Origin of the sequence: Enterococcus sp. MSG3299 (genome assembly GCF_050555765.1) — a bacterium.
GTDB classification, from domain to species: Bacteria; Bacillota; Bacilli; order Lactobacillales; family Enterococcaceae; genus Enterococcus; species Enterococcus faecalis.
The window spans coordinates 755,487-771,269 of record NZ_CP187869.1 but is presented as its reverse complement, the minus strand read 5'-3'; the positions used below and the strand labels follow the sequence as shown (position 1 = coordinate 771,269).

Below are 15,783 nucleotides of genomic sequence, written 5' to 3'. Positions count from 1 at the left end.
TGTCTACCCCTCTCTATCTAGATTTTATTTTTTCGGCAATGCGTAACTTCGCACTTCGTGAACGATTATTCTCAGATAACTCACTGTCACTTGGTAAAATTGGTTTTCTGGTAATTACTTTTAATTCTGGTTGAAATTCTTCTGGTACCACTGGAATGCCTGGTGGCAAATCTTGTACCGTACTGTATTCTTTAAACATTGTTTTAACGATACGATCTTCTAACGAATGGAACGTAATCACACTGATTCTGCCATTTTTCGCTAGCAAATCAATTGCTTGTTCTAGCGACTCTTCAACTGCCCCTAATTCATCATTAACGGCAATGCGAATTGCTTGGAAAATTCGTTTTGCAGGATGTCCACCTTTGCGTCTTGCTGGAGCTGGAATCGCCGTCTTAATAATCTCAACAAGTTCACCTGTTGTTTCAATTGGCTGCTTTTCACGAACACGTTCAATTTCTCGAGCAATCTGTTTCGAAAATTTCTCTTCCCCATAACGAAAGAAAATTTTTACTAACTCACTATAGCTATACGTATTCACCACTTCGCGAGCCGTCAAGGGTGCGTCTTGATCCATGCGCATATCTAAGGGTGCGTCTTGATGATAGCTAAAACCACGTTCCGCTTCATCTAATTGTGGTGAAGAAACACCTAGATCGTATAGAATCCCATCAACATGGAACACCCCGTGTTCTGCCAATTCTTCTTTAATATTTCTAAAATTTGATTTGATGAAGGTCACTTGACCTTTGTCTACATATTTCTGCAAACGAGTCTTAGCATGTGCCAACGCTTTTTGGTCTTGATCAAAGGCATATAAATGACCGTGCTCATTCAATTGTGTCAGTAAGTATTCACTATGTCCGGCACCACCGAGTGTGCAATCTACGTATACGCCATCCGGCTTCACTTGTAATCCATCCACTGTTTCTTTTAAAAGAACAGTGTAATGGCGAAATTCTTCAGTCATCATTTGCCTCATTCCTAAAATCCAAAATCAATCATTGTTTCTGCTAATTCATCAAAGTTCTCTTCAGCTTCATCAGAGAATGCATGCCAACGTTCGTCGCTCCAAATTTCAATTCGGTTAGAGACGCCGATAACAACACAGCCTTTTTCTAAACTGGCATGTGTTCGTAAATTCGCCGGAATATTGATACGACCTTGCTTATCAATCTCACATTCTGTTGCAGCGGAATAAAAGAATCGTACAAAGGTACGTGCATCTTTCTTAGCTAAGGGCATTTCTTGAAGTTTCGCTTCAAGTTGTGACCATTCATTTAAAGGATAACCAAATAAACAGCCATCCATCCCTCTCGTTACCACAAATTTTTCACCAAGTTCCTCACGAAACTTTGATGGAACGATTAGGCGGCCTTTGGCATCGATATTATGTTGGTATTCACCCATAAGCATAGCCAATACACCCGCTTTTCCACTTGATAGAACAAGTCTACCACATCCCACCACTTTCTACCACTATAAATCTAAAAACTTCTATTTTTTAACTGTTATTTAAAATTTCTGTAATATTTACAGGGTTTTATGTAACAAGCATCACCCAACAAAAAACATTATTATAACAAGGTTTTTACTATGTTTTTTATCAAATAACCCCACAAATAACAAAAAAACCCCACGGAGTGGGGAGTTGTGGGGGACATTTTCCCACAGCGTATTTCCCCTATTGTCTCCACGCTTTATTACAGTAGATAATGACTGATATTTAGCAAGATAAGCAACACATACAACACAAACGTTAGTAAAAACGTCAACCGCCAAAACATCTTGAAATATCGTCTATATAAAATCTCTCCATAATAATAAGCTTGAAACAGGGCAACAGCGACTCCTAATAACAAAATAGAAATCACAAAATACGGCATAATCGATTCATCATAACTATCTTTGGATAACTCATGGATCCCTATGAATAAAAACGGAATGGCCAAATCCGGTGCTTTTATTTTCCAACGTTCCGTTAGGGAAAAAGTGGACACGAGAAAATTGCACGCAAAGAGCACAATTACCGGAAAAATATACCAAAATAACATTATTGCCGAAAACGACACCATTCTCTCAACAAATCCTTTCATTCCACCTGCTATAACTATACTTCATCAACGTTACACAGATGTTTCATTTCGTTTAAATATATGTGCTAAAAGCCCTTTTTGCTTGCTTTTTCATATAAAAAACGGATTACTTATCAAACCATTTTCAAAACGAGGCCTCACCTATCGCGGCCACTTATTTTTGAATGTTTTTTATAAGCTTTTCTTCTCGTATTGTGTCATACTTCTATTATAATGGATTTAGAACAAAAAATGTTGATTCGGGGTGAATCTTTTGATTAATTATTTATTATTGAAAAATGACTATTTTGAACCTTGTTCACCAGACGATGAATCCCTAAGTTGGATTTCGGTAGAATCTCCTACAGAAGAAGAAATCGAGCGTCTCGTCAATCAATACCACTTACCAACAGATTATCTTACCGGCGTTTTAGATGATGAAGAAAATGCTCGAGTGGAAGGTTTCCGCCACGAAAAATTACAAACGCCTACGTTACTTTTATTTCGTTATCCCAAAGCTAGTATCAGTCCTAGTGGCTATCTGCAAGTAGAAACGGTGCCGATTGCTTTAATCGCAACCATCGATAACAAACTAATTACTGTTAGCAAGGGGCCTAACGACATCGTTCATGGGATTCAAAAAGAGGCGTTCACCCATCAAGATCTTTCTATTGAGAAGGCCTTAATTTTAGCCCTTTCATGGAAGATGGCCCTTTCCTTCAATAAAAACTTACAAGCACTTATCCAACAAACCAACAAACTTGAAGGAGAGCTCCAAGTAGCCACAGAAAATAGTCAATTGTATCAGATTATGGACATTCAAAAAAGTCTAGTCTATTTTGAAGCAGCTTTAACGGATAATTTAAAAGTATTAAAACGTTTATATAGCGCTGAAATTTTTAATCATCCAGAAAAACATTTGCCATTTTTAAGGGATATTCTGATTGAACTAGAACAAGGACTGAATACGACTAAAATACAACTAAAATTAGTTGATAACATTAGTAATACCTTTTCAGCAATCGTTTCAAATAACTTAAATAATGTCATGAAAATTTTAACATCCTTAACAATTGTCTTGACCATTCCGACCATCATCGGAGGAATTTACGGCATGAATGTGAAACTCCCTTTTGCAGAGCATGAATATTCCTTTTGGATTATTTTTGCCATCACTACCTTAATCTGCGTAATTAGTATTCGAATTTTAAAGAAAAAGAATCTCTTATAACTTTAGGTTGCTGTTTTCAGGAAAAGGTTGTACACTATTAGCAGAAATTAAAAAGGACGTGTCATTTATGAACGACAAAGAACAAAGTCGCTTTTCAAAAATCACGAAAGTCGTGGTTTGGCTAATGCTGATCGCAATTGTAGGTTCAACTGTTTTAACAGCAATTCTTAGTCTTTAAACTGGAGAACTTTTTCACACATTAAAAGTAAAAAAACAGCCCCTTCAATTGATAGAAGGGGCTGTTTTTTTTACTTGCTCAAATAGAGCGGCTATTTTTTCGCCATCGCCAACAGCTCTTGTGCATGTTCAATGGTTAATTTCGTAATTTCACTTCCTGCGAGCATACGCGCAATTTCGTTTACTCGCTCTTTTTCAGATAAAATTCGGACGCTTGTTTCTGTCCGACCCGCCACGATTTCTTTTTCAATAAAATAATGTTCATCAGCAACGGCCGCCACTTGTGGTAAGTGCGTGATACACAACACCTGCGAATTTTCTGAAATTTGATAAATTTTATCGGCAATCGCCTGTGCTACTCGACCACTGACTCCTGTGTCCACTTCATCAAAAACAATACTAGTAATCCCTTGCGTTTGAGAAAAGATTGTTTTCATAGCCAGCATCACTCGCGAAAGTTCTCCGCCAGAAGCCACCCGAACTAACGGTTTTAATGGTTCCCCTGGGTTAGTAGTAATATAAAATTCTACTCCGTCTAAGCCATTTTCTTGTAAATGCTCAAGTTCTGTAAAGCGGACTTCAAATTCAGTTCGCTCCAAATATAGTTCTTTTAATTCGGTTAAAATTTGTTGTTCAAGCTCTTTGGCTAGGCGCTTTCGTTCTTTTCGTAAAGCTAATGCTTGTTGATGAGCGGCTTGTTGTTTCTTTGCAAGCAACGCTTCTAAGTCGCCTGTACCACCTTCCAAAAAATCAGCCTCTGCTAACTCTTTGGTGATTTCTTCATAGTAAGATAAAATCGTTTCAATCGAATCGCCATATTTACGCTTCATTTGACGGATTAATTCCAAACGATTTTCTACTTCATTCAAGCGACCTTCATCTAGTTCTAAGCCATCAATCAACCTAGAAAGATCTCCACTAGCTTCTTGTAGTAAGTAGTAGGCATTTTGAACAGTATCTGACAATGTTTTATATTCTGGATCAAGGGATTCAATCGAAGCGAGTTCATTCATACTTGTTCCGATTTTATCCAAACTACTATCGTCTTCACCATTTAGCGCGGCATAACTAATCGTCAGTGCATCAGCAATCTTTTGAAAATTGTTCAGTTTATTGCGTTCTTCTAGCAATTGTTCTTCTTCGCCAGCGACTAACTGTGCACTAGCAATTTCATCACTTTGAAAATGAAGCATGTCCATTCTTTGGGCAAATTCTTTTTCATTTTTTTGTCGCTTTCTGACTTTGGCTTCGAGTGCGCGATACTCTTGATACGCCTGTGTATATTTTTCTTTGACTGCTAAAAGTTTTTTCCCACCAAATTCATCTAACATATCAATATGGCGTTCACTTTGCATCAATTCTTGATGTTCGTTTTGGCCATGAATATCTACTAAATATTCCCCAATTCTTTTTAAATTAGTAATATTGACAATCCGTCCGTTGACACGGCAAACATTTTTACCAGAAGCGGAAATATCTCGTTGAATCACTAAAGAATCTTCTTCTGTTTCAATACCTAATTCTTCTAATAATTGCTTTAATTCTTGACTTTTCGGCATTGAAAAAAGTCCTTCTAAGGTGCATTTATTTGCTCCTTGACGAATATAATCACTGGAGCCGCGTCCGCCTGTGAGTAATCCCATTGCATCAATAATGATGGATTTCCCCGCACCCGTTTCTCCCGTTAAAACGGTCATACCCATTTGAAACTCTAATTGTAACGAAGAGATAATCGCAAAATTTTTCACGGAAAGTTCTTGTAACATCTTGTTCACCTCATTCTTTATAGATAGCTTAACAGCTCTTTATGAAGTTTTTCTGCCGCCTCCTCAGTTCGTGCAATCATGAGGACACTATCATCATCGTTGATGACGGCAAAAAGTTTCTCTTGGTAATTCTTTTCGATTAAACTACCACACGCCGCCGCATTGCCAGGAATGGTTCGTAATACGACATATTTTTCCATTTGTTCTGCAGCTACAAAGGCATCTTTTAAAAGCTTTGCAAGTTTAGCACTCGTATTAGCTTGTGTTTCTAATGGAAGGCTATATCGATAACCCCCTTCTGCAGAAGGAACTTTAATCAGTTTCATATCTTTAATGTCGCGAGAAATTGTTGCTTGTGTAACAGCTACGCCCTTTTCTTGTAAATAGTGGACAAAATCTTCTTGCTTTTGAATATTTTTTTCAGTCAATAAACGTGTAATTAAACGGTGTCTATCTTGCTTTCTCATGGCGCCGCTCTCCTTTTCAGTTTACTCTTGCCCTCATCATAGCTTATTTTTATGCATTTTAAAAGATGAATTACTAGATTTATACAAAAAAGAAGCTTTCACCTATAGGCGTCCACTTCTTTCTTCTAACTTTTCTCATCATTCCGCTAATTTTTGATGCGCATGCGCGACAACTTCTTCGATAGATTCTGTTGCTTGATAGGATCCTTCTCCCTCAACAGAAACTAAATGTGCCAAAAATTCAATGTTTCCTTCGCCACCAGTGATTGGTGAAAAATCCAAGTTTTTCACATCATAACCATTATTCATGGCAAAGCGCGTGATTTCCTCCACAACCATTTGATGGGTTTCTGGATCACGCACGATTCCTTTTTTCCCAACAAACTCTTTGCCAGCTTCGAATTGTGGCTTAATTAACGCCACCACACTACCACCTTTTTTCAAAATATCATGGAGAGGTGGCAAAATTAAGCGTAATGAAATAAAGGAAACATCAATCGTTGCAATATCCGGCACCCCTTCAGTGAAATCTTCAGGTTTACTATAGCGAAAATTGGTACGTTCCATTACCACCACGCGTTCATCTTGCCGAATTTTCCATGCTAGTTGGTTATAGCCAACATCTAAAGCGTAACTCAAACGAGCCCCATTTTGTAAAGCGACATCGGTAAAACCACCTGTGGAGGAACCAATATCTAGCATTGTTTTGCCTTGAACGTTGATTGCAAAAACATTTAGTGCCTTCTCTAGTTTTAAGCCCCCACGAGAAACATAAGGCATTATTTGGCCCTTAGTATGTAAGGGTGTCTCCACAGAAATTTTTTCCCCTGGTTTATCTAAACGTTCATTTTTATCATTGTAAACCAAACCAGCCATCACGCTGCGTTTTGCTTTTTCTCGTGTTTCAAATAGTCCTTGATTAAACGCTAAGACATCGACGCGTTCTTTTTTCATAAGTGCCTTCTTTCTATCTCAATTGTAACTGAGTTAACAAGTTTGCTAAATGTTCTTCTGAAAAGTTGGGAACATTTGCTTTGATTTTTTCTAAAACAGCGCTGCCCTCTGCTAATTGATGTGTTAGCGCATCTTTCGCACCGGCAATCCCTAAAAGAGCTGGATACGTACTTTTATTCAACGCTTCATCTCGGCCTACTTTTTTACCTAAATCTGCTTCTGTACTTGTGGCATCTAATAAGTCATCACGAATTTGAAAAGCCAAGCCATAGTGATGCGCAAACTGTGTCAGTAAACCAATGACTTCTTCTGTTTGATTGGCTAATACGCCCCCAGCAATTAAGGCGAATTCAATTAGCGCTCCGGTTTTCTTTTCATGAACAGCCGCTAACTCTTCTAAAGTCAAGCTGACTTTTTCTCCTTCAATATCACCCATTTGGCCGGCAACCATGCCTTGATTCCCCGCTGCCTTTGCCAGTTGTTGCATCAGTAAAACTTTTTCACTTAAGCCTAATTGGCTCAAAGAAAGTAACTGAAATGCGCCTGTTAATAAGCCATCCCCTGCTAAAATGGCAGTCGCTTCACCAAACACTTTGTGATTGGTTGGTTTGCCACGACGTAAATCATCATCATCCATTGCTGGTAAATCATCATGAATTAATGAATACGTATGAATCATCTCTAAAGAGGCAGCCACTTGATAGTCTTGTGTTTCCATCTCTTTTTGAAAAGCGGCCACTGTTGTTAGCACTAATAGCGGGCGTAATCGTTTGCCACCTGCGTGTATTGAGTAGAGCATTGCTTCTTTCAAACGCTCATTTTCAGTATATTCTGCGATAAAATCGACCATGACTTTTTCAACCAACGGTAAATGCTGTTGACTAAAATTCGTCATTACGCTTCCTCGCTCTCTTCAAAAACAATTTCTTCATTGTTTTCTGTCATCATTTTCGTTAAAGTTTTTTCCGCTTTTTCCAATGTATCTTGACATTGTTTACTTAATGCCATGCCCTCTTGAAAGGCAACTAAGGCTTCTTCCAAAGGAACATCTCCTCGTTCTAAGCGCTGAACGATTTCTTCTAAGGCATTTAATGATTCTTCAAACGTTTTTTCTTTTGCTGGCATGTTAAAACTCCTCTTTTTTCGCTGTTATTGTTTCGACGTTTGCTTGAACTGTACCGTCAGCATAATGAATCGTTAATTGATCTGCTGGCTGTAACTCGGTAACAGTTTTAACGACACGGTCCTCTTTTGTAGTATAACTATATCCTCGACCCATAATTTTGAGTGGGCTGAGTAAGTCTAATTGTTGAACAGCAGACGTGAATTGCTTTTGTTTGTTTAGGAACAATTGTGTCATTTGTGTTTGCAAGTTTCGTTGTAAAAATGCCAATTGTTGCTGACTTTCTCTTAATTGTCCCTTTGGTGTCTGTTGTTGCAATTGAGCGATAATTCCTTGGGCTTGACGTTGTTTTTGGTGATGAATTGTTGTCATTGCTTGGAAAAGACGTTGCGTCATTCGATCTAATTTAATCGTTTGACCTTCATAAAGCCGCTCAGGTTGCTTAAACACATAAGAATTTTGTAGTCGTTGGAAACGTTCTGTTCGTTGTTGTAAGAGATATAAAAAGCTTTGTTCTAAACGACTACGCCGTTCACTAATTCTTAATAGTTCTTCATTTAAAACTGGTACCGCTAGTTCCGCTGCTGCCGTTGGCGTTGCTGCACGAACATCTGCTACCATATCGGCAATTGTCACATCTGTTTCGTGACCAACCGATGAAATAATCGGTGTGGTGGCAGCATGAATGGCCCGAGCCACTTTTTCTTCATTAAATGGCCATAAATCCTCGATTGAACCACCGCCACGGCCGATGATCATCGTATCAAAATCGCCTTGCGCATCGGCTCGCTGAATGTTCCGCACAATGTCATCCGCCGCCTGCTCGCCTTGGACCAAGGTTGGAAAAAGGACCAGTTGTGCAATCGGATACCGTCTTTTGACTGTCGTAATGATATCCCGAATAACAGCACCACTAGGACTTGTAACCACAGCGATTCGTTTGGGATAACGAGGCAACTGTTGTTTAGGCCCTTCAAAAAGTCCTTCTTTTCCTAGTTTTTCTCTTAATTCTGCCAATGCTTGATAAAGTGCACCTACACCATCTGGTTCCATATGTTCAATATAAATTTGATAGGAGCCGCTGTTTTCATAAAGCGAAATCCGCCCCACCACCATGACTTTCATGCCTTCTTTTGGTTGAAACTTCAATTTTTGAAAGGCTGATTTAAACATAATTGCAGAAATCTTCGCATGATCATCTTTTAAACTGAAGTACTGATGCGCGTTCGCTCGGAAGCGAAAGTTCGAAATTTCACCTGTTAAATAGACACGTCCTAAGTAAGGGTCTGCATCAAATTTACGTTTTAAATACTTCGTTAAGGCTGTTACTGTTAAATACTGTTGCGTCATTTTTTCACCTTACTTTTGTTTTTTTGCTGCCTCGACTGTTTGATACATTAACATGGTAATCGTCATTGGGCCAACACCTTTGGGTACTGGTGTGATATAGCTTGCAATTTCAGAAACTTCATCGAATGCTACATCACCAATCAATTTTCCTTCTTGATTGCGATTCATACCCACATCAATCACTACCGCACCTGGTTTCACGAACTCTTTGGTGACAAAATGCCCGCGTCCAATTGCTACAACTAAAATATCCGCTTCTTTTGCAACTTCTGCTAAATGTTCAGTTTTAGAATGGGCAATCGTCACGGTCGCATTTTTCATTAACAATAATTGTGCCATTGGCTTGCCAACAATATTACTTCGACCAATAACCACCGCACGTTTACCTGTTAAATCAATATCATAGGCTTCAAACATCTTCATAATTCCATACGGTGTACAAGGAATCATTTCAGGTTTGCCTACAAACAAACGGCCTAAATTCATTGGATGGAACCCATCTACATCTTTTTTGGGATCAATTGCTAATAAAATCTTTTCTTCATCAATATGTTTTGGCAAAGGTAATTGTACAAGAATGCCATGAAAGCGTGAATCTTGATTATATTTGTCAATCTCAGCCAATAATTCTTCTTCTGAAATAGTTTCTGGCAGTTTTTCGACCTTTGACAGAATGCCAATTTTGGCTGCTGCACGTTCTTTATTTCTCACATACGTTTGGCTGGCAGGATTTTCCCCAACTAATAAAACAACTAATCCTGGTTGGATGCCTTGTTGTGTCATCTTTTCTACATCTTTTTGAATCTCTGCTTGCATTTGATCTGCTAATTCACGACCGTTAATTATTGTACTCATTCCTTCGCTCCCTCTATTGTTTCTTTACTTCTTTAATAGTATTTATTTTAGCATATAACCCAGTATCTTAACACCAGTTAGATAGTAAAAAAAGATTCAGAGCTTACGCCTCTGAATCAATTTCTTTCATTACATTTGATAACACACCATTAACAAATTTACGTGAACGGTCGTCGCTGTATTTTTTACTTAACTCAACGGCTTCATTTAATGCCACAATGTTTGGCACATCTGAAACGTATAGCATTTCAAAAATAGCTAAGCGTAAAATAACAATATCTATTTTGGCTAAGCGTTGCATAGACCAGTTATTACCTAAATGGTTCGTAATCACTTCGTCTAGTTCTGCTTTGCGGCTACACACACCGCCAACAAGTAAATCTAAATACGTAGGGACTAGGTCTTCGCCATCTTCACTAACGATTTCCCGATTATCATAAGCCAATGCATAATCAATGGCATCTTGTTTGGTTAAATCAGCATTAAAATCTAAAGGAAAAAGGGCTTGGAGCGCTTTTTCACGAATCTCGTGACGGGTTAATTCTGTTTTACTCATTCTCTTCTCCATCTTCATCTTCTGGGAATAATTCATTTAAGTCTGGTTGAGGGATTTTTTCAGGTACTACCGCTACAACATGAATATTCACTTCAACTAAATCAATATCTGTCATAAATAAGACTTGTTGTTTCACACGGTCTTGCATTTCTAATGCAACTTTTGGCACAGAAACACCGTAGTTCAAGTAACAATAGATATCGACTTTTAAGCCTTCTTCTTCTGTTCGTAAATATACACCTTTGCCGTGTGCTGCACGGCCTAATAATTCATTCACATTATTGGCGAACGTGCCACGCATCCCATAAACGCCCTCTACTTTTGAAGCAGCGATTCCGATAATTACTTCAATGACTTCAGGAGCGATCACGATTTCTCCTAAAGAATCGTTTGCATTGATTACAAGATTTTTTTCTTCTGACATTTGGTTGTCCTCCTTATCTATTACGCACAAAATCGTTAAATAAACGATTTATTTGATGAATCACTAAGTCTCTTAAGGATTCTCTTTTAAGCAACGGATGATTCTTAAAAATTAAAACAACACTGGTTTCTTCAGTTAGTTGTGAAAGAACGTCCAAATTTTGCTTATCAATACTCGTTCTTAGTTTATCATTAATTAGCCTATTTCGCTACCAGAAAAGCTAAGTTCTGACTAAAAGAACAGATAATTTCTTGTCATAAATTTCTAATTCAAGCCTTTAGACGTAAAAATAAGAAAGACCAAGTAATTTTGGCTTTCTTATTTTTACGTCTTTATTCTTCAGGATAACGTTCCATTAGTTTCGTCCGATGCTTTTGCATAATCATTTCTAAAGAGATGTCATATTTATCCGCTAAAATAAATAAATTATCCAACACATCGCCTAACTCTTCCGTTAAGTTTTCCAGATTCTCTTCATCCGCCAAAACTGTTTCATCCGGTCGATCACGGCCAATTTCAATTGTCCGAATGGCTCGACACACTTCGCCGACTTCTTCTGTTAAAAAGTTGGAACGAATAAACGGATCATATTGATACCAGTTACGTTTTTTATAAAACGCGCTAATAAACCGCTGATACTCTTGGATATCCATGTTCTCCCAACCTTTATAAAATGATTAATTCTTTTGGCGCGTGTGTCAATACACGATTACCTTCAGCAGTAATCAATAAATCGTCCTCAATACGCACGCCACCAATTCCTGGCAAATAAATTCCAGGTTCGTCCGTAATCACATTCCCTGGTACAAACTGTTTATCTGCTCGGAATGAAACATTTGGTCCTTCATGAATTTCTAACCCAATGCCATGACCAGTGCTGTGACCAAACGCATCGCCATAGCCATAGGAAGCAATATGATCCCGTGCAATCGCATCTAATTGAATGCCCGTCAACCCAGGTTTAGCTTCTGCTAACACTTTTAATTGTGCTTCTAAAACAATATCATAAATTTCTTTTAGTTTTGGCTGAATACTACCAATGGCAAATGTCCGTGTCATATCAGAAACATAGCCTTCATAATAACAGCCAAAATCCAAAGTGATTAAATCACCTTTTTCGATGACTTTATGGCTAGCAACGCCATGTGGCATCGCCGAACGTAGACCGCTGGCCACAATTGTCTCAAAAGAAACACCACTGGCTCCTTTTGAACGCATGAAGAAATCTAATTGATTAGCCACTTCAATCTCTGTCATTCCAGGTTTAATCATCTCTAAGACAAAGGCAAATCCTTGATCCGCGATGGCACACGCTTTTTCAATAATCGCTACTTCTTCTTCATCTTTCACTTCTCTTAATTCTTCAATCAAACCCATTACAGGAACTAATTCACATGGTAAAATTTCTTCCAATAAGCTATAATCAGCGAAACTAACTTGCGTTTCTTCAAAAGCTAAATTATCTAATTGCAAACGTTCAGCTAAATCTGCTACTTCGTCAAAAATATGTCCTGTGTTTTTAACGATAGTAAAACCAGTTGCTTGTTCCGCAGCTTGTTCCGTATAACGAAAATCCGTTACAAAAAAAGCTTTATCTAATGTAATCATTGCCAAGCCTGTTGTCCCAGTAAAATTGGTTAAATAACGTAAATTATACGGACTTGTCACTAAAAATCCTTGTAAATTATTTTCTTTCATTAACTCCCGTAGCTTTTCGACTCTTGCCATCATTGGTTCGACCTTCTTTCTTTTTTCTCATTTTTCATTATAGCAAATTTGCTTCAGAAAAGCATGAATCACCAAAAAACTTCATCGAGAAAGTTTACTGAAAATTTTACCTTTCCTTATTTTTTGCTTAACACTTTTGTAGTAAACTAATTTAGCGATTTCAAGGAGGAAATTATGAACGTTTATTTATTTCTGGCACTATTTTTCATTATTATCGGCATTTTAAGCTATAGTTTTTTTATTGAACCTAACTGCTTAGTCATACACAAAAATCAAATTAAAGTAACAGAATCAGGGAAAACCTTACGGATTGTTCAACTCTCTGATATTCATTTAAAAAAGAATTATTCTGTGAAAGCCTTAAAACAGATTGTTGAAAAAACAAATACATTACAACCAGACATAGTCGTTTTTACAGGAGACTTGTTCGACGATTATGCCCGTTTCGGTATCGAAATTCAGGATGAAGTGAGTCAACTTTTCCGTAAAATTAACGCCCCATATGGCAAATTCGCTATTTATGGCAACCACGAGTATAGCGGGTTAGATACCAATTTTTACGAAACAATCTTAGAAGCTGCTGACTTTACCGTACTAAAAAACACGGGCAAATTATTGCCTCTCTCACACCGTATCTCCTTGTACGTCGCTGGTTTAGAAGATTCGTTATATGGACAAACCGACTTAGCTGCGGCTTTGGTCAACCGCCCTACTGGAACGCCCACACTGCTACTAACCCATGAGCCAGATGTCGCAGACTCAGCAGTCAACAAAAACATTGACCTTATTTTAGCAGGACATAGTCACGGCGGACAGATTCGCTTGCCTTTTTTCACTTACAAAAATCAGCTTGCTAAAAAATATACACATGGGCTTTATCATTTAGAAGATGAAACGCCGCTAATTGTTCACCCAGGAATCGGAACCACTAAAATCAGCGCACGCTTTGGTGTCTTACCAACAATTGAACTGATTGAGTTAACTATTTAACTATGCATTAAAAAGACCGCCCCACGTTAGAGAAAAATTCTCACGTTGGACGGTCTTTGATTATGTTCGATTAATGATGAAAATCTTGCTCGTGATCTTCTTCTACTTTCGCTTTTCCTAGCGTATAAAATTTGCTGCCATTTAACCCGAGAATAAATAGCACAACCACTAGTAAAAGAATTGATAAAGATAACAATAAAGTCTGCAAGCCATCGCCATGTGCAACCATTAATTGACGTAAAATTGCGGTTAAACAAATTAAAATCAAATAACGAATCGGAATATGGTGTCCTTCTTGAATATAGCGAAGAATCATCATAATAAACTCAAATAACATAAAGAATGAAATAATTTCTTGCATGATAACTGAAAAATTATCCGGCGTCATTGGCTTCATGAGATATGTAGCGAGGTCAACTAAATAACTAGCCATAAATACTAATAAGAAAACTCCTAAAATCCCTAATACAATATCCAAAATCAAATTCACGTACTTCTTTACTACACTAAAATTCTTCTGCATAATACCCTTCTTTCTTTTGACTCAATTATTTTATAACAAGCTTGTTATTACATTAAATATATCATCAATTAACCTTGTCAGACAAGCAGTTAAACCCAATGTGAGATTTTTTTTATTTTGAGATGTTTCTTTATTTTCCGGCTAACCCTTTATGCAAGACAAAAAAAGCTGAATCCGGAGATTCAGCTTTTTAATCGTATTAGTTAGCTACTGGATAAACTGATACTTGTTTTTTGTCGCGGCCTTTACGTTCGAAACGTACCACACCGTCAACTTTTGCAAATAACGTATCGTCGCCACCGATTCCAACGTTCACACCTGGATAAATTTTAGTTCCGCGTTGACGGTATAAAATTGAACCACCTGTAACTGTTTGGCCATCAGCACTTTTAGCGCCTAATCGTTTAGATTCAGAGTCACGGCCGTTTGATGTAGAACCGCCACCTTTTTTATGGGCAAATAATTGTAAATTCATAGTCAATAACATAGTCTGCACCTCCTATTTCTCAGTGATTGTTTTTATTTGAATAAATTCAGTATTTTCGTTCTCTATTGATTGTAAACCTAATAAAAGATTTTCTAATAGAATTTGGGCAATATTTTTTTGTTCCTGATTGACAGTTGTTAACATCTCGACATAAAGGTAGCCACCTTCTACATCGTCAACTTCCACAATCGGTTCAAAACCTGCTAAGGCATCAATCCCATTGACTGTGCTAATTGCTAAGGCAGAAACTGCCGCGCAAACCACATCGCTGCCATAAGGACCTGCTTCAGCATGCCCGGTTAATTCGAATGAAACGATTCGGCCGGAGCCTGTTCGTTTAAAAGAACCTTTAATCATTGATAGGCCTTCTTTCCTGTCAACAAGAGAGATTAAGCGTTGATTGCTTCGATCATAACTTTTGTATACGGTTGACGGTGACCTTGTTTACGGTGAGAGTGTTTTTTAGGTTTGTATTGGAAAGTCACGACTTTCTTTTGTTTGCCGTGTTTTTCAACAGTTCCTTCAACAGTTGCGCCTGCAACAGTTGGCGCACCAACTTTTGTAGATTCGCCACCTACTAAGATAACTTCGTCAAAAACAACTTTCTCGCCAGCCTCAACGTTTAATTTTTCAACGTAGATTGCTTGACCTACTTCAACTTTCACTTGTTTACCACCAGTTTTGATAATTGCGTACATGCTATACAGCACCTCCTTCTTCTAGACTTAGACTCGCCATCCCAAGTGATGATTGCTCATGCTTAAAAACTTGTTCTGTGCGGTTGTAGCTGTGGAGACCACAATTACAACACTAACTATAATAACAGAACCAGAAAACCTCGTCAATATAAACTCTATATTTTCTTCACTTTCTCTCTCCAAAAAAACTTCTTCTGTTATTTAAATTTCCGATTGACTTTCTAACACTACTTCCATTATAATTAGCTTTGTTGTGTTACAACTATTGTCATAGTAGCTCAGCAGGATAGAGCATCCGCCTTCTAAGCGGACGGTCGGGGGTTCGAATCCCTCCTGTGACGTAACGATAACAAAAGCGCCTCTTAGAAACAAGGGTTTC

Annotated in this window: 21 protein-coding genes, 1 tRNA gene and 1 other annotated feature; of the genes, 4 read left to right on the top strand and 18 right to left on the bottom strand. The window is 38.0% G+C overall.

What is annotated here, in order from left to right:
- Window positions 1-13: 13 nt before the first annotated feature.
- The 3 genes from rsmH to IGL23_RS03865 form a co-directional block, all read right to left on the bottom strand.
- The gene (gene rsmH / locus IGL23_RS03875) at window positions 14-970 is read right to left on the bottom strand and encodes a 16S rRNA (cytosine(1402)-N(4))-methyltransferase RsmH (RefSeq protein ID WP_002355891.1); all 957 of its coding nucleotides are present in this window, start codon (window positions 968-970) and stop codon (window positions 14-16) included.
- A gap of 14 nt (window positions 971-984) precedes the next feature.
- On the bottom strand, window positions 985-1,470 hold the full coding sequence (mraZ, locus tag IGL23_RS03870) for a division/cell wall cluster transcriptional repressor MraZ (protein ID WP_002383402.1): 486 nt from the start codon (window positions 1,468-1,470) through the stop codon (window positions 985-987).
- Between the two features lie 233 nt (window positions 1,471-1,703).
- Entirely contained in the window at window positions 1,704-2,096 is a 393-nt protein-coding gene (locus IGL23_RS03865) for a DUF3397 domain-containing protein (protein WP_002383401.1), read from the bottom strand.
- Between the two features lie 244 nt (window positions 2,097-2,340).
- Between IGL23_RS03865 and IGL23_RS03860 the strand changes: the two genes are divergently transcribed.
- The gene (locus IGL23_RS03860; RefSeq protein WP_080279899.1) at window positions 2,341-3,306 is read left to right on the top strand and encodes a magnesium transporter CorA family protein; all 966 of its coding nucleotides are present in this window, start codon (window positions 2,341-2,343) and stop codon (window positions 3,304-3,306) included.
- 67 nt (window positions 3,307-3,373) lie between these two features.
- A complete protein-coding gene (locus IGL23_RS03855; protein ID WP_002383399.1) occupies window positions 3,374-3,484 on the top strand; it encodes a DUF4044 domain-containing protein in 111 nt (36 codons plus the stop codon).
- A gap of 91 nt (window positions 3,485-3,575) precedes the next feature.
- On the opposite strand, the gene recN is transcribed toward IGL23_RS03855, so the two are convergent.
- From recN to IGL23_RS03800, 11 genes are all read right to left on the bottom strand, one after another.
- A complete protein-coding gene (gene recN, locus IGL23_RS03850; RefSeq protein WP_033595174.1) occupies window positions 3,576-5,249 on the bottom strand; it encodes a DNA repair protein RecN in 1,674 nt (557 codons plus the stop codon).
- 17 nt (window positions 5,250-5,266) lie between these two features.
- Entirely contained in the window at window positions 5,267-5,716 is a 450-nt protein-coding gene (locus tag IGL23_RS03845; RefSeq protein WP_002355883.1) for an arginine repressor, read from the bottom strand.
- 138 nt (window positions 5,717-5,854) lie between these two features.
- Complete coding sequence (locus IGL23_RS03840) at window positions 5,855-6,670, bottom strand: TlyA family RNA methyltransferase (RefSeq protein ID WP_033595172.1); 816 nt, start codon at window positions 6,668-6,670, stop codon at window positions 5,855-5,857.
- Between the two features lie 13 nt (window positions 6,671-6,683).
- Window positions 6,684-7,565, bottom strand: a complete 882-nt coding sequence (locus IGL23_RS03835; RefSeq protein WP_002355879.1) for a polyprenyl synthetase family protein — start codon at window positions 7,563-7,565, stop codon at window positions 6,684-6,686.
- Window positions 7,565-7,795, bottom strand: coding sequence for an exodeoxyribonuclease VII small subunit (locus tag IGL23_RS03830; protein ID WP_002383396.1), 231 nt, complete (start codon window positions 7,793-7,795; stop codon window positions 7,565-7,567). Before IGL23_RS03830 ends, IGL23_RS03835 begins: the two co-directional genes overlap by 1 nt.
- Window position 7,796: 1 nt before the next feature.
- Window positions 7,797-9,143 carry an exodeoxyribonuclease VII large subunit gene (gene xseA, locus IGL23_RS03825; protein ID WP_002355877.1) on the bottom strand — a complete coding sequence of 449 codons (1,347 nt, stop codon included), beginning with the start codon at window positions 9,141-9,143 and terminating at the stop codon, window positions 7,797-7,799.
- Window positions 9,144-9,152: 9 nt separating this feature from the next.
- Entirely contained in the window at window positions 9,153-9,998 is an 846-nt protein-coding gene (locus IGL23_RS03820) for a bifunctional methylenetetrahydrofolate dehydrogenase/methenyltetrahydrofolate cyclohydrolase (protein WP_010821558.1), read from the bottom strand.
- A gap of 103 nt (window positions 9,999-10,101) precedes the next feature.
- Entirely contained in the window at window positions 10,102-10,554 is a 453-nt protein-coding gene (nusB, locus tag IGL23_RS03815; RefSeq protein WP_002355875.1) for a transcription antitermination factor NusB, read from the bottom strand.
- The gene (locus tag IGL23_RS03810; protein WP_002355874.1) at window positions 10,547-10,978 is read right to left on the bottom strand and encodes an Asp23/Gls24 family envelope stress response protein; all 432 of its coding nucleotides are present in this window, start codon (window positions 10,976-10,978) and stop codon (window positions 10,547-10,549) included. The genes nusB and IGL23_RS03810 overlap by 8 nt, the downstream gene beginning before the upstream one ends.
- 332 nt (window positions 10,979-11,310) lie before the next feature.
- Window positions 11,311-11,631: a MazG nucleotide pyrophosphohydrolase domain-containing protein gene (locus IGL23_RS03805; RefSeq protein ID WP_002355872.1), complete on the bottom strand. Its 321-nt coding sequence runs from the start codon at window positions 11,629-11,631 to the stop codon at window positions 11,311-11,313.
- Window positions 11,632-11,644: 13 nt separating this feature from the next.
- Window positions 11,645-12,709, bottom strand: coding sequence for a M24 family metallopeptidase (locus tag IGL23_RS03800; protein ID WP_002390179.1), 1,065 nt, complete (start codon window positions 12,707-12,709; stop codon window positions 11,645-11,647).
- A gap of 171 nt (window positions 12,710-12,880) precedes the next feature.
- Here IGL23_RS03800 and IGL23_RS03795 point away from each other — a divergent pair, with 171 nt between their 5' ends.
- Window positions 12,881-13,696 carry a metallophosphoesterase gene (locus IGL23_RS03795; protein WP_033595170.1) on the top strand — a complete coding sequence of 272 codons (816 nt, stop codon included), beginning with the start codon at window positions 12,881-12,883 and terminating at the stop codon, window positions 13,694-13,696.
- A 70-nt stretch (window positions 13,697-13,766) separates the two neighbouring features.
- Here IGL23_RS03795 and psiE read toward each other — a convergent pair whose 3' ends face one another.
- The 4 genes from psiE to rplU all read right to left on the bottom strand — a co-directional run bounded on the left by psiE (window position 13,767) and on the right by rplU (window position 15,404).
- The gene (gene psiE / locus IGL23_RS03790) at window positions 13,767-14,219 is read right to left on the bottom strand and encodes a phosphate-starvation-inducible protein PsiE (RefSeq protein ID WP_002355869.1); all 453 of its coding nucleotides are present in this window, start codon (window positions 14,217-14,219) and stop codon (window positions 13,767-13,769) included.
- A gap of 199 nt (window positions 14,220-14,418) precedes the next feature.
- Complete coding sequence (rpmA, locus tag IGL23_RS03785; protein ID WP_002355868.1) at window positions 14,419-14,706, bottom strand: 50S ribosomal protein L27; 288 nt, start codon at window positions 14,704-14,706, stop codon at window positions 14,419-14,421.
- A gap of 12 nt (window positions 14,707-14,718) precedes the next feature.
- Window positions 14,719-15,063 carry a ribosomal-processing cysteine protease Prp gene (locus IGL23_RS03780; RefSeq protein WP_002355867.1) on the bottom strand — a complete coding sequence of 115 codons (345 nt, stop codon included), beginning with the start codon at window positions 15,061-15,063 and terminating at the stop codon, window positions 14,719-14,721.
- Window positions 15,064-15,095: 32 nt separating this feature from the next.
- Window positions 15,096-15,404: a 50S ribosomal protein L21 gene (gene rplU / locus IGL23_RS03775; protein WP_002355866.1), complete on the bottom strand. Its 309-nt coding sequence runs from the start codon at window positions 15,402-15,404 to the stop codon at window positions 15,096-15,098.
- Window positions 15,405-15,423: 19 nt separating this feature from the next.
- Window positions 15,424-15,499: a sequence feature (ribosomal protein L21 leader region), on the bottom strand.
- A 172-nt stretch (window positions 15,500-15,671) separates the two neighbouring features.
- Between rplU and IGL23_RS03770 the strand changes: the two genes are divergently transcribed.
- A tRNA-Arg gene (locus IGL23_RS03770) sits at window positions 15,672-15,745 on the top strand.
- Window positions 15,746-15,783 lie beyond the last annotated feature (38 nt).